Origin of the sequence: Natronomonas sp., assembly GCF_046710025.1 — an archaeon.
Lineage (GTDB): Archaea > Halobacteriota > Halobacteria > Halobacteriales > Haloarculaceae > Natronomonas.
Genome location: NZ_JBKEGK010000056.1, coordinates 1 through 12,934, shown reverse-complemented (window position 1 = coordinate 12,934; position 12,934 = coordinate 1). Strand labels below are relative to the sequence as shown.

Annotated in this window: 12 protein-coding genes and 1 pseudogene; 3 read left to right on the top strand and 10 right to left on the bottom strand. The window is 66.0% G+C overall.

Annotated features, from left to right (window positions below; genetic code table 11):
- The 6 genes from ACI944_RS05815 to ACI944_RS05790 form a co-directional block, all read right to left on the bottom strand.
- Positions 1-1,217, bottom strand: a 1,217-nt coding sequence (locus ACI944_RS05815; RefSeq protein WP_411718117.1) for a cryptochrome/photolyase family protein, incomplete at its 3' end; no start/stop codon positions are given.
- A gap of 47 nt (positions 1,218-1,264) precedes the next feature.
- Complete coding sequence (locus tag ACI944_RS05810) at positions 1,265-1,765, bottom strand: N-acetyltransferase family protein (protein WP_411718116.1); 501 nt, start codon at positions 1,763-1,765, stop codon at positions 1,265-1,267.
- A gap of 60 nt (positions 1,766-1,825) precedes the next feature.
- Positions 1,826-5,191: a PAS domain S-box protein gene (locus ACI944_RS05805; protein WP_411718115.1), complete on the bottom strand. Its 3,366-nt coding sequence runs from the start codon at positions 5,189-5,191 to the stop codon at positions 1,826-1,828.
- A gap of 122 nt (positions 5,192-5,313) precedes the next feature.
- Positions 5,314-5,964 carry a DUF1641 domain-containing protein gene (locus tag ACI944_RS05800; RefSeq protein ID WP_411718114.1) on the bottom strand — a complete coding sequence of 217 codons (651 nt, stop codon included), beginning with the start codon at positions 5,962-5,964 and terminating at the stop codon, positions 5,314-5,316.
- A 1-nt stretch (position 5,965) separates the two neighbouring features.
- Positions 5,966-7,111, bottom strand: a complete 1,146-nt coding sequence (locus ACI944_RS05795) for an NAD(P)/FAD-dependent oxidoreductase (RefSeq protein WP_411718113.1) — start codon at positions 7,109-7,111, stop codon at positions 5,966-5,968.
- Complete coding sequence (locus tag ACI944_RS05790) at positions 7,108-7,353, bottom strand: sulfurtransferase TusA family protein (RefSeq protein WP_411718112.1); 246 nt, start codon at positions 7,351-7,353, stop codon at positions 7,108-7,110. Before ACI944_RS05790 ends, ACI944_RS05795 begins: the two co-directional genes overlap by 4 nt.
- 280 nt (positions 7,354-7,633) lie before the next feature.
- Here ACI944_RS05790 and ACI944_RS05785 point away from each other — a divergent pair, with 280 nt between their 5' ends.
- The 3 genes from ACI944_RS05785 to ACI944_RS05775 all read left to right on the top strand — a co-directional run bounded on the left by ACI944_RS05785 (position 7,634) and on the right by ACI944_RS05775 (position 9,719).
- The gene (locus ACI944_RS05785) at positions 7,634-8,026 is read left to right on the top strand and encodes a DUF2237 family protein (RefSeq protein WP_411718111.1); all 393 of its coding nucleotides are present in this window, start codon (positions 7,634-7,636) and stop codon (positions 8,024-8,026) included.
- Positions 8,027-8,160: 134 nt separating this feature from the next.
- Positions 8,161-8,301, top strand: a complete 141-nt coding sequence (locus ACI944_RS05780; RefSeq protein WP_411718110.1) for a hypothetical protein — start codon at positions 8,161-8,163, stop codon at positions 8,299-8,301.
- A gap of 470 nt (positions 8,302-8,771) precedes the next feature.
- Positions 8,772-9,719 (top strand): methyltransferase domain-containing protein, encoded by a 948-nt coding sequence (locus tag ACI944_RS05775; protein ID WP_411718118.1) that lies wholly within the window; start codon positions 8,772-8,774, stop codon positions 9,717-9,719.
- Positions 9,720-9,780: 61 nt separating this feature from the next.
- On the opposite strand, the gene ACI944_RS05770 is transcribed toward ACI944_RS05775, so the two are convergent.
- The 4 genes and pseudogenes from ACI944_RS05770 to ACI944_RS05755 all read right to left on the bottom strand — a co-directional run.
- Complete coding sequence (locus tag ACI944_RS05770; RefSeq protein WP_411718109.1) at positions 9,781-10,779, bottom strand: AAA family ATPase; 999 nt, start codon at positions 10,777-10,779, stop codon at positions 9,781-9,783.
- A gap of 91 nt (positions 10,780-10,870) precedes the next feature.
- The gene (locus ACI944_RS05765) at positions 10,871-11,587 is read right to left on the bottom strand and encodes a uroporphyrinogen-III synthase (RefSeq protein ID WP_411718108.1); all 717 of its coding nucleotides are present in this window, start codon (positions 11,585-11,587) and stop codon (positions 10,871-10,873) included.
- Between the two features lie 61 nt (positions 11,588-11,648).
- A complete protein-coding gene (cobA, locus tag ACI944_RS05760; protein WP_411718107.1) occupies positions 11,649-12,422 on the bottom strand; it encodes a uroporphyrinogen-III C-methyltransferase in 774 nt (257 codons plus the stop codon).
- Positions 12,419-12,934, bottom strand: a pseudogene (locus ACI944_RS05755) (porphobilinogen deaminase); the annotation flags it as partial. The gene cobA and the pseudogene ACI944_RS05755, both read right to left, overlap by 4 nt.

Sequence of the window (12,934 nt, the reverse complement as noted above, 5' to 3'; positions counted from 1 at the left end):
TACTCGCGGATGTACGTCGCCCCCTCGTCGTACTTGCTCGCCTGACTCACAGGATCGAAGATCCGCACGTCGACGGAGTCGGTACCGGTTGAGGCGACCCACTGCCACCCGCCGTGGTTCGAGGCGTAGTCGTGATCGAGCAACTGCTTGGTGAAGTACCGCGCGCCACGCCGCCAGTCGATCAGGAGGTGTTTGCTGAGAAAACTTGCCACGACCTGTCGCGGCCGGTTGTGGATGTATCCCTCCTGGTTCAACTGCCGCATTCCCGCGTCGACGAGCGGATACCCGGTCTCACCGCGGGTCCAGGCCTCGAAGGCGTCGTCGTCGTTGTGCCATTCGATGTCGTTCGGGAACGACTTGTAGTTCGACACCGCGAGATCCGGGTTGTAGTACAGCAGATGATACATCTGCTCGCGCCACGACAGCTCGTATCTGTACTTGTCGACGTTCCGTCGCTCCCCGCCGTGGACGGCGTCGTACACCTCGCTCGCGGTTGCCCACACCTCGCGGATCCCGATCGCCCCGGTCGCGAGATACGGCGACAGCCGCGAGACGGCGTGGGTCGGCTCCTCGACAGCCATCCGCAGGTCGTCTCGGGTGTCGTTGTACGAGGTGATCCCGTGGTCGACAAACGTATCGAGACGGTCGCGAGCGCCACGGTAGCCGGCCGCCGGCAGTTCGATGTCGACCTCGGGCTCCGGGACCGTCTTCCCGTCGCTGATCCCGGCGAGGGCGTCCGCGTCGGGTTCGGCGTATGACCCTCGTTTTGGGACCGCCTCCCAGTCGTTGTGGAACTGGCTGTGGTTCGGATAGGACCGCTCCAGTTTCTCGGGGCCGACCAATACGAGGTCCGTCCGCGCGTCGGTGTCGACGCCGGCGCCCGAAAGCGCGTCCTCGACGGCCCGCTGTCGGTTCCGCTGTGCCGCGCGGTAGTGCGTATTATAAAAGACGGTGTCAGCGCCGTACTCCGCCGCGAGGTCGACGAGGACGTCATCCGGGTCGCCGGCCCGGACCACGAGGTCGCTGTCGAGTTCCCGGTAGCGACGTTCGAGCGCCTTGATGTGCCGGAGGTACAATGCCCGCTGTCTGTCCCCCATCGTATTTAAGAGGCTGCTATCGTAGACGAACACCGGAACGACCGTTCCAGCCCGCGCGGCCGCCGCGAGCCCGGCGTTGTCACGCGTTCTCGGGTCCCGCCGGTGCCAAAACAGATCCATATCGTCTGTTCGTCCGGCGGCGGCTAATGCCTTCGGCCGGCGGCAGGCTACGCTCGGAGTTCGTACTCGTACTCGTACTCGTCGTACACCGCCCCGACGATCTCGGCCTCGGTTGTCCGCCCCCGCTCGAAGCCGACAGACTCGAAAAAGCCGATCCCCACGACGTTGTCGGCGAGGACGCCGCAGGCGACCCGATCCGCGCCTTCGCCTCGCGCCCACGTCTCGACCCGCTCGAAGAGCGCTTCGCCGATCCCCTCGCCCCACCGGTCGGGGTGGACGTAGACCGTGTGGAGTTCGACCTCATCGGCCCACGTCCGCTCGGCGCTGGCGAAGCCGCGGACCTCGCCGCCGACCGACGCGACGTAAAAGGCGATGCCCTCGCTCTCGATCCCCGCACCCACGACTTCGGGATCGTAATACGCTTCGAGCGCCGCGGCGATCTCGGCTGGGTCGAGCGCGCCACCCAGCGCGGCGTACCACGCGTCCTCTGCGACCGCGCGGATCGCCTCAAGGTCCGCCTCCGTTGCCTCGCGAACGGATACCGTCATGCCCGCAGGTACGCGACTCGCGGGAAAGAAGCCTCGGGTTCGGCCGTGTCGACTATCGCGTCATCGCCCCGATTCTACGTCCGTGTTCGGGTCCACGTCTCCGCCCGACTCCGCGTCGTCGCTCGGGCCCGCGTCCGCACCTGCGGGCTCGTCGATCCCCGTGATCTCGAAGCTCGCCCCGCCGGTTTCGGCCTCGCAAACGCCGACATCCCAGCCGTGGGCAGCGGCGATCTCCTTGACGATCGCCAGCCCGAAGCCGGTCCCGTCGTCGTCGGAGTAGCCCACCTCGAAGACCTGCTCGCGGTCGGACTCGGGGATTCCGGGGCCGTCGTCGGCGATGTAGAAGCCGTCTTCAAGTTCGCCGACGGTGACGGTTACGCCGCCCCCGACGCTGTCGTCGGCGTCCGGCCGATCGGTTGTCGAGTCGTGCTCAATGCCATTGTCGGGCTCAGCCGGGCCATCTGTGGAACCGTGTTCCACACTATTCCGAAATAGGTTCTCGAACAGCTGTGCCAGCCTGCTCGGGTCGGCCTCGACCGTCCGGTCGATATCAACGATCAGCTCCGCATCGGCCGTTTCGACGCGCCCCCAGTGCCGTTCCGCGGCCGCCGCGAGGTCGACGGCCTCGCGCTCTGAAACCGTTTCGCCTTCTCTGGCCAGCGCGAGCAGGTTCTCGATCAGCGTTTCCATGCGGTCGATCGAGTCGCTGACCGCCTCGAGACGGTCGCTTTCGCACTCCTCGCGGGCAAGCTTGAGGTTGCCCGCGGCCACGCTCAGGGGGTTCCGGAGGTCGTGGCTAACGACGCTTGCGAACTCCTCTAATCGTTCGTTCTGTTGGCGGAGGCGCTCCTCGGTGCGCCGCCGCCGGAGTTCGTAGCTGATCCATTTGCCCATCAGGTCGACAACCGCGACCTCCCACTCCGAGAACGGTGCCTCGCGCGGCTCGGTGTCGTAAAAACAGAACGTGCCGTACACCGACCCCTCCACGATGACCGGCGTCCCGATATAACAGGAGATGTCCCACTCGGCGTAACCGGCTTTTCCGGTGAGTTCGGGCGCTTCCTCGGCGATGTCGGCCAACACGACTGATCGCTCGCTTTCGACGATCCGCTCGCAGTTCGTGGCTCCGAGATCGACGACGTCGCCGGCTTCGATCGCCCCATCGTCGCCCCCGCCTTCGATACCCTCGAAAACGTAGTCATCGCCCTCGACCCGCGAGAGCGACCCGTACTCCGTGTCGACGATGTCACGCCCGATCTCGATGAGACGCTTAACCTTCCGATCGAACGTGTGATCGACGTCTGAGATCGCCTCGTAGATCTCTCGGATAGTCCGCTGGCGCTCGACGATCTGCTCCTCGCGCCGGCGCTCGGTCGTCCCGTCCCGGATGTACACCGACACCCCCGTCTCGGACGGGTACGCCCGAACGTCGAGCCAGCGCTCCCTGGGCGGGTAGTACCCCTCAAACGAAGCCGGACGCTGCTCCGACATTGCTTCGAGACACGCCTCCTGGAACGCTGTCCCGTCGGCCGCCGATAGCGCCTCCCAGAGGTGAAGCCCACGAACCCCGTCGTCGGCCTCGCTGTGCGCCTCGTTATTGACCTCGTCACTCGCCTCGCTGCCTCCCCCGTCACTCGCTCCGTCGCCCGACCCGGCGTAACCGTCGGCCCCCCGAACGAACGCCCGACCGCTTTCGTTGGCGTACTGAATGTGCCACGTGTCGTCGACCGCCACCAGCGCGTCGGTCATTCGATCGAGGATCGCCTCCCGCCTGCGGCCAGCTGACTCGCGCTCAAGAACGTGGCTCACACACTGGGCGATGAGTTCGACGAGCGCCCGCTCGTCCTCCGTCAGCGGCCGCTCGCGCGGCTCGCGATCGACGAAGCACACTGTCCCGAAGAGCTCGCCGTCGACGACGAGTTTCGTGCCGATGTAGTAGCCGACACCCCACTGCTCGTGTTTGCTCTCATTATCGTTGTCGTCCTCCAACGCCGTCGCGGAGAGGTCGAGAACGTCGTCGGTATCGACCGCCGCTGCGCAGAACGTATTTGAGAGCTCGCTCTCGGTCCCGACATCGATGATCTCCGATCCGGACGTGGCTTTGATCCTGTGACGGTTCGCCTCGCGATCGATCTCGACGATGTGGGCGTTCTCCACGCCAAGCGAGTCCCGGCCTATCTCGAGCAGGCGCTCGATCTTCGCGTCGGCGCGGAGGTCCGTCGCGGTTGTGATCCGGTGGATCTCCTGACGGCTCGTCTCGGTTCGCTCGTGTTCGGCCTCGCGTCGCTTGCGTTCGGTGATGTCACGGCTGATCGCGACGAAGCGTTCCTTGCCGTCGATGCGGAGTCGCCTGATGTGCACCTCAACCGGGAACGTTGTGCCGTCCTTGCGACGGTATCGCGTCTTGAGTTCGTGCCTGTCGCCGACCGACATCCCCGCCCAGATGTCGGCGGTCTCATCCGGATCGACCGCCACGTCAATATCCCAGACGTTCATGCCGACCAGCTCCGACTCGTCGTACCCCGTCAGCTCGCACAACTGAGGGTTCGCATCGACGATGGTCCCGTCGGCGTCGTGGACGTCGACTCCGTCCGGGGAGTTCTCGAACAGCGCCTCGAGACGGGCGGTCGTTCGCCGAAGCCGTTCCTCGCGGTTTCGGCGCTCAGTGACGTCTTGAAACTGTGAAAAGATCGCGACGACCTCGCCATCGTCGTCGGTGACGACGCGATTGTGCCACTCACACATGATTCGCTCGCCGTCCTTGCGGACGTTCTCGTCGACACTGTGGTAACCGCCCTCGGCGTCGGCGAGTTTGTCGGTAACCGCGTCGACGTTCTCGTAGCTCTCCTCAGTGACGAGCGCTTCCCACGTGTGACCCCGTAGCTCCGCCTCCGTGTAGCCGAGGATCTCCTCGCCGCGCTCGTTCAACCGGACGATCTCGAAGTCCTCGTTGTACTCCAACACCCCGAGCGGCGACTGTTCAATAAAAAGCGAGAGCCGCTTTTGACTGGCCTTAATCTCGTGTTGCGCCCGGTACTGTTCGACGGCGTTTTCGACCCGATTTGCGAGGACGGCGTACTGGCCGGTGCCGGTCTCCTTCTGAAGATAATCCGTTACGCCCGCCGAGATGGCGTCGCTGGCGATCTCCTCGCTGCCCTTGCCGGTAAAGAGAATAAATGGGAGGTCGGGGTCGATCTCCCGGACCTGCTCAAGAAACTCGATGCCGTTCTCGCCGGGCATATCGTAATCCGAGACGATACAGTCAACGCGGTGCTCGCGCAGGTGAGTGATCCCTTCGTCAGCCCCGTCGGCGGTTTCGACGGTGAGATCGTCAGACTCGCGTTCGAGGCACTCGGCGACCACGGCGGCGAACCCAGGCTCGTCGTCGACGTGAAGAATCCGTATTGATTCGCTGGCCTCGCTCATCCGATCACCGGATACTCACAAACGACGACGCCTGGGATGATAAGTATGCCTGCACGACGACCGACGAAAGCTGCCCGTGTGCCCAGAATTCCAGCTGCTCGGCCGGTTCGTCGTGCTCAACCCTACGTCGGCCCGTCGTCCGCCGGCCGCGACCGACCGATCGCCCGGGCGAGCGCGAGTACGTACCCAAGGCCGTACTGGACCTCTTGCTCCCGCGAGGCCCGAAGCAACTCGATCGGGCCGACCTGATCCGGCGGCTCCGACTCGGCCTCGGCGAGCCCCCCAAGCACAGTCTCGATTCCGTCACGGGCGTCCTCCTCGGCCGCCATGTCGGCGATCTCGCCCAGCGACGACCCAGTCGCGGCCAGCGAGGTGACCATCTCGTCGTCGAGAGCCGAACTCAGAAGCGACGCGACGCCGCCGAGTTCGACGAGCTCGTCGAGGACACCGGTCCGCTGGAGTTCGAGCACCGACTCGAGGGCGGCTTCGAGTTCCGCCCCGTTTTCGCCGACGGTTTCGGCCAGCCCGACCGTTTCCTCCGTCGCGATCCCGTCGGCGGATTCGGCGAGCGTCGCGGTCGTTCCGGCGACCTCTCGGATCATCTCGTCGGTCAGCGCGTTCTCTCCAAGGGAGAGCACGTCGAGCAACTCGTTGACCGCGTCCAGCCGGCGGACGAACTCGGCGACGGCCTCGGGGTTTTCCTCGATCGCCGCCTCAAGATCTGCCGACGCCTCATCGGTCATCACGGCGTCGGCCGCGGGTCCGTCCGCCATCTCAGAGCAGCCCCCGTGCGGTCAACCAGTAGGACTCGTTGTACGCCAGCTTCGACCAGTGGAGCTTCTCGGAGGGCGGCGCGGGCGACGGTGGGGTCTCGTAGTCGAACTCGACAAACGACGCCGCGTCCATCCCGGTTTCGATGAAACACAGCGTCTTGCCGTCGTACGTCGCTGTCGCGGGCCGTCCCCGGATCCGGCTGGCGAGCCGCTGTGCGAGGACGCCCGCCTGGTAGTGGGCGACGCTGCCGGCCTTCGGCACGCCCGTTGTAGCTGCATCGCCCATGGCGTAGACGTCCGCTGCTGTTTCGGCTTCGAGGGTATGTTTGTCGACATCTACCCATCCGTTCTCGCCGAGACCGGCCGCCTCGACGACGTCGACGCCGCGGTGCGGCGGGATCGAAACGAGGAGATCGTAGTCGAGTTCGGTCCCCTCCATAGAGGTGATCGTCCCTGCCTCGGGGTCGACTGACTCGGCGTTGAAGAACGTCTCGGCGCTGATGTCGCGTTCCTCGAAGATCGGCCGGGCCCACTCGGCGATGTGTGGGTTGCCGTGAACGCGCCCAATGGGGTAGGTGTAGGTGATCTCGACGTCCTCGCGGAGCCCGCGCTCCCGGAGCCAGTCGTCGGCCATGAACGTGAACTCCAGCGGCGCGGCCGGGCACATGTGTGGCGATCCCACAACCGAGAGAACTAGGTGTCCCGCATCGAACGATAACAGCTCCTCGCGGAGCGCTTCGGCGCCCGATTCGCTGTAGTAGTCGTGTCCGCCCGCCTCGAGACCCGGAATCGTCTCCGGCGCGAGCGTCGACCCGGTCGCGATCACGAGGTGGTCGTATTCGATCGGGCGGTGGCTGTCCCGACACGCCAGTTCCTTCGCGTCCGCATCGATCTCGGTCACGCGCTCCTCACGGACGTCGACCCGGTTGTCGATGAGGTCGGCGAGCGGCCGGCGGGCGTCCTCGGGTTCGCGCAATCCGAAGGGGACGTAGAGCCACACCGGCTTGTAGACGTGATCCGGCCCGTCGTTGAGCACCGTGACCCGGACCTCGCCGGCCTCCAGTTCCGTCCCGAGTCGCTCCGCGAGGTCGTTCGCCAACACCGAACCCCCGGTGCCGCCGCCGAGGATAACGATGTGTTCGCTCATGATTTCTCCACGTAGAACTCGTGGTGTCCATCGCCCTCGACGACTTCGAGGAGCTCGTTGCCGGCCTCCTCGGCCCACTCGGGGACGTCACCGAGCGACTGCTCGTTGTCGCTCAACAGCCGTACAACCGCGCCCGACTCCACGTCCCGCATCTTCCCGATGAGATCCATTAGCGGGCCGGGGCAGGCAGCCCCGCGGGCGTCGACCGTCGTGTCGGCTTCGATGTCTATCTGAGATGCCATTGTACGTAGACCTTCGTCACCCGGTGACTTAATATTGTGTATTGTTTTCAATACAGCACGCCACAATATGCTCGGTCACGTGTCGCCGCTGTCTGGTCGGGCGGTCACGAGAAAACGCGACCGCCACCGCGAAAACGCCGACCCTGAGCGAAATCGCCGGCGCTGTCGACACCACCGGTATCACCGCCGCCGCCGCCGATGGCACTGCCCTCTACGGTTCGACCCCCCGCGTTTTCGCCCTCGGGGCGGCCTTTTTGTCCCTTCGACGCCTACAGATCGTATGCCCGAAACGAACGTCCTCGGCGAGTCCCTCGAACCCTGTAGCACCGATCCGACAACCGGGTTCGAGCGCGACGGCTGCTGCGGCACGCACCCGGGCGATCGCGGCCGCCACGAGCTCTGTGCGGTGATGACCGCGGACTTTTTAGAATTCAGCAAGGAGCGCGGCAACGACCTGACCACCCCGCGGCCAGACCTACAGTTCCCCGGGCTGGATCCGGGCGACCAGTGGTGTCTCTGTCTCGGCCGCTGGATCGAGGCGCTTGACGCGACGCGAGAGCAACGGCTCCCGGAGACGACCGTTCCGCCCGTTGTGCTTCATGCGACGAACGAGGCCGTCCTCGACACCGTCGAGTTAGACACGCTCGAGGCTCACGCGTACAACGGTTTATAAGCGGCCGTCGCCCCGGTCGCACCCTTAGATCTCCAACCCCCCGGCTGATCTCCGGCTCCGCAACCGTCAGTAGTAACAAATGGCTCAATCCTCGCGCCGCTAGCTTGATTATCCTCCACAATGTATGTCAACATATGCCATGTAAGATCGAGTGCAACGACTGCGATCTCGAACAACGGATCGACGACTGCGTGACCGCTCACGAGCGCGCGAAGGAACACGAGGCCCGCCACGGCGACCACTACGTGACCCTCTACGATCGCGCGCGGGGGTGAGTCAGCATTGGATCAGCTGCTTGATCCGTGGTTCCGCCCCGAGTTTCTCCCGCTGGGTCTTATAAACGCCCCTCAACAGTCCCCGCAGCCCACACGTCTCCCCGACCGATTCGTTCGGCGCAACGCGCCTCGCTCACGGACGCGCCGCGTCCGTTCGCTCGCGGAACATATGTTCCGCCGGTTTCGCGTCACTCATCTCTCGCACGTAGAACGGAGAGTCGGCCCTCGGGGGTCGACACGCTCGCGCTCGCCACCCGTCCCTCGGGCACGGCTCCGAGCGCGCGCCACCGTAGCGGCGGTGAGTGTGGATTGTAACGTCGCCCTCGCTTTCTTATAAGTACCTCCGTCGCTGCCGTCTCGGGCTACATAAACAGCAACGCCCGGCCGATCCCGGAGCTTTCGGGCCGTCCCGATCGATTCCGACCGGGCCGTTTATTTCTCGCGGGCGGCCACGTCCGGGCGTGTACCTGCTGGAGTTGGCCGGCGAGGACGACGCCTTCGCGGTTCGGGAGGCCGAGAGCCGCTGTTCGGCCGTCGACCCCGTCGCCCCGGGGGTCGCCACCGCACGCGGAATCAAGGCCCCCGAGACGCTTGCCTATACCCGCCGGATCTGCCGGTTGATCGGCACCTGCGAGTCGGACGTGGCGGCTGCGAGCGCACTTGTCCGGACCGCCGGCCGCGACCGGACCGGCACCGTTGCCGTCAGGGCCCGTGATGTCCGGGGGCTCGCGGGGGTCGACACCCAGGCCGCCGAGCGCCGCCTCGGGGGACGCCTCGTCGATCAGGGCTTTGACGTCGACCTTGACGATCCCGACAACACCCTCGTCGCGCTCTTTTCCTCTGGGCTCGCGGCGCTCGGATGGCTCGAAGCCGAGACCGTTCGGGACTTCACCGCCCGGAAGCCGACCGACAAACCGTTTTTCCAACCGGGGAGCATGGCTCCGATGGACGCCCGCGCCCTCGCGAACATCGCCGGAGCGGCGCCCGGCGCCCGGCTTCTCGATCCGATGTGCGGCACCGGCGGCATCCTCGTCGAGGCCGGGCTCGCGGGTGCGGCCGTCGTTGGCGTCGACGCGCAGGCGAAGATGGTCCGCGGGACCCGACGTAACCTCTCGGCCTACCTCGGCGACGGCTCGGTTCTCCGCGGCGATGCCACCCGACTTCCCGTCGCCGACGGGAGCTTCGACGGCGCGGTCTTGGATGCCCCCTACGGCCGACAATCGAAGGTGGCTGGCAGCTCTCTTTCCGACCTCGTCGGCGGGACGCTTTCGGAACTCCGCCGTGTCGCGCCGCGAGCGGTGCTGGTCGGCGATCGGGTCTGGAGCGACGCCGCCGAAGCGGCCGGCTGGACCGTCGCGGACCGGTTCGACCGCCGGGTTCACGCCTCACTGACACGGCACGTGCACGTCTTAAAATAGCTGTCCCCGCCAACTCGGACTGCCTCCCGACCACGGCCCGACGCCCCGACGGATCGAGGGCCTACCGGCCCAATTCAGCGAGCAACCGCCCCAGGTGGACGCGATCAGACGTTCCATCGGCCATCTCGAACTCGATCTCGCCCGCGAGTTCGTGGATCGCCGCGAGTTCATCGCCGCCGTATCGGCTCCGGGCGGCGCCGAGCAGCGCGTTAAGCACCTCCCTGCCCTCGTAGCCCTCATCGTACAGCAGGTCGTCGAGGTCGCCCCGGGCGTCCTCGAAGGCCCCTTCGTCGGCGGCCGCGAGGATCGATTCGAGTTCCTCTCGGAGCCCGATCTCCCCCAACGCCTCGTAGGCGGCCTCCATCGTCACCGCCCCTTCGTCCTCGGCGGCGGTCTGTGCGCCCAGAATCGATTTACGAAGGTTTCCGTCGCCGTAGCCCGCAACGTATTCGAGGCCGTCATCGTCGTACTCGACGCCCTCGCGGGTGACGATGCGTTCGAGCACCGCGACCGTCTCGGCGTGAGTGGGTGCCCGAACCGGAATCGGGAAACACCGCGATTCGATCGGCGGGATGAGCTTCGATGGCTGGCGGGTGGCGATGACAAACTGCGTCGCCTCGTAGTGTTTCTCCATCACCCGGCGCAGCGCTTGCTGGAAGTCCTCACGGATCGCCTCGGCGTTGTCGAGGAGGATCGTCCGGAACTTCCCCGATACCGGTTGATAGGAGGCCTGCTCCTTCAGGATGTGGCTGATCATGTCCCGCTTCGAGAGGCTCGATCGTCCCTCGAGAAACCCCCTGAATCGATCGTCGTTCCGGATCTCTTTTTTTGTCCGGTCGAAGAAGTCGGCGACGTTGATAACGACGAAGTCGTTGTCCGGGTCCTCGTGGGTCTCGCGGGCGAGCGCCCGGATCGCGGCCGTCTTGCCGGCGCCGCGGGGGCCGAACACGACGAGGTTCATCGGCTCGGCGGCCACGCGCTCTAAGTGCTCTCGGACCGCCGGCTGTGGAAGCTCCGAGCGCTCCGGGGCGTGTTCGTCCGTCCAAAGCGGCGCGTCCATACACGCCGGTGGGTCCGCGCCGGTGAAAAGCCCTCCTGTCCGCGTCCTGCCGACCTGTTTTGCTCTTCGCTTAGTCCTGCTTTCGCACCCGTTACAGCCGTTCGACGACGGCCTCGGCTAGCGACTTGAATTCGGCCGTTTCGGGGACGACATCGACGCCGATGCCGGCCGCCTCGGCGGTCTTCCGGGTCGGTTCGCCGATGGTGCCGACCGTCGCTCCGTGCAGCCCCTCGATCGCCGCGGCCCGGACCCCGCGCTCCGCGGCGGCGGCGAGGAAGTGCTCGACAGTCAACGAGGAGGTGAAACAGACGCCCGCCAGTTCGCCCCGGGCGGCGGCTTCGGCCGATCTTCCGGCGTCTTCTGGTCGTATAAGCCGATATAGCACCGTCTCGTGGACGTACGCGCCCGCGTCGTTCAGTCCATCCAAGAGGACTGCGGAGCCGTGATCCGAGCGAGCAACTTCGACTGTGGCCCCGGCGGCGTCCGAAGCGAGTTCCTCGACGAGTCCCGAGGAGGAGAACTCCGCAGGGAGCCGATCGACCGTATAATCGGCCGCCTCAAGCGCCTCGGCAGTCGGAGTCCCGATGGCGACCACCGCCCCGCTCGGCCGCCAGCCGGCCGTCCCGACGAGTTCCGCGCCGGTCTTGCTCGTGAAGACCGTGTGGTCGGCGTCTGACCGTGGCGTTTCGCCGGTCGGCTCGATCGCCAACATCGGATCCGAGAGCGGTTCACACCCGAGGTCGCGGACGATCGTTGCGGCCGATTTGGCGCGCTCGTCGTCGGGCCTAAAGAAAGCGACGCGGCTCATCGCCGCCCCCTGTTTGTGTCGATCTCCGCCGCCAGAGCGATTTGATATAGCAATATATGATTCATTTTTCCTGGCTCTCCGGATTGGACTCGCCCTTTAGAAACGCCGCTACATCGGCTCTCGTGGCCGCAACCTCGCCGATCACGGTGATCGCGGGCGGCTCGATTTCCCGCTTGTCGCGCACCGTGACAATCGTCTCGAGCGTTCCAGTCGCGACGCGCTGGTCCGGCCACGTCGCCCGCTCGACGAGCGCGACGGGCGTTTCCGGACCCATTCCGGCCGAACGCAGTTCCTCGGCGTACATCGGCAACTTCCCGACCCCCATCAACACGACGATGGTGCCACCCGTCGCCGCCAGCGCCCCCCAATCGATCGCCGACTCCGCTTTCGTCGGATCTTCGTGGCCCGTGACGAACGACACCGACGAGGCGTGATCGCGGTGGGTGACCGGGACTCCGGCGACGCCGGGGCCGGCGATCGCGCTCGTCACGCCGGGGACGTACTCGAAGTCGATCCCGTTCTCTGCGAGGTGTTGGGCCTCCTCGCCGCCACGTCCGAAGACGAAGGGGTCGCCCCCCTTGAGGCGGACGACATCGGCTTCCTCCTCGGCGAGTTCGACGAGCCGCCGGTTCGTGTACTCCTGTGGCGTCCACTCCCCGCCGGCCCGCTTGCCGACATCTTCGCGTTTCGACTCCGGGATGGATTCGAGAATCTCCGGGCCGGGAAGTTTGTCGTGGAGGACGACGTCGGCTTCGTTGATGAGCCGCCTCGCCTTCACAGTCAACAGTTCCGGATCCCCCGGCCCGCTGCCGACGAGGTACACTGTCCCGGTCATTCTTCTTCGTCCCTCCGCGCGCGGGCGATGAGGTCCTTCGCGCCCTGTTCGGCCAGCTCCTCGGCGAACTCACGCGCCGCCGCTGGGTGGCGTTCGGCCGACAGATCCCGGCTCGCCTCGATTTCCTCGGTACCGTCCTGCGAGAGCACCCGGACCTGCGTCTGGACGTACTCGCCTTGGACGACCGCGTAGATCCCGATCGGGGCGACACAACCGCCACCGAGCGTCCCGAGTATCGTCCGCTCGACGGTGGTCTCGACCCGGGTTCGTGGGTGATCGAGGCCGGACTGAACCGTCGAAGCCACCCCGTCGTTGCGCGTCGTCACGGCTAGGGCGCCCTGCCCCGGTGCGGAGACGAACGGAGCCGGCAGTCGACTGTACTCGATTTCTTCGAGTAGCCCGATCCGGTCCAACCCGGCCTCGGCGAGCACGATGGCATCGAACTCAGTCTCGACGGTTCGCTCTATCGCTCGCCGTTCGATATCGCTGAGCGCCTCGCGCCACGCCTCGGG

Coding starts and splice junctions, on each gene's coding strand:
- cobA (WP_411718107.1), bottom strand. CDS start 12,422: ATGACCGGGACAGTGTACCTCGTCGGCAGCGGGCCGGGGGATCCGGAA.
- ACI944_RS05790 (WP_411718112.1), bottom strand. CDS start 7,353: ATGGCATCTCAGATAGACATCGAAGCCGACACGACGGTCGACGCCCGC.
- ACI944_RS05800 (WP_411718114.1), bottom strand. CDS start 5,964: ATGGCGGACGGACCCGCGGCCGACGCCGTGATGACCGATGAGGCGTCG.
- ACI944_RS05795 (WP_411718113.1), bottom strand. CDS start 7,111: ATGAGCGAACACATCGTTATCCTCGGCGGCGGCACCGGGGGTTCGGTG.
- ACI944_RS05805 (WP_411718115.1), bottom strand. CDS start 5,191: ATGAGCGAGGCCAGCGAATCAATACGGATTCTTCACGTCGACGACGAG.
- ACI944_RS05810 (WP_411718116.1), bottom strand. CDS start 1,765: ATGACGGTATCCGTTCGCGAGGCAACGGAGGCGGACCTTGAGGCGATC.
- ACI944_RS05770 (WP_411718109.1), bottom strand. CDS start 10,779: ATGGACGCGCCGCTTTGGACGGACGAACACGCCCCGGAGCGCTCGGAG.
- ACI944_RS05780 (WP_411718110.1), top strand. CDS start 8,161: ATGCCATGTAAGATCGAGTGCAACGACTGCGATCTCGAACAACGGATC.
- ACI944_RS05785 (WP_411718111.1), top strand. CDS start 7,634: ATGCCCGAAACGAACGTCCTCGGCGAGTCCCTCGAACCCTGTAGCACC.
- ACI944_RS05765 (WP_411718108.1), bottom strand. CDS start 11,587: ATGAGCCGCGTCGCTTTCTTTAGGCCCGACGACGAGCGCGCCAAATCG.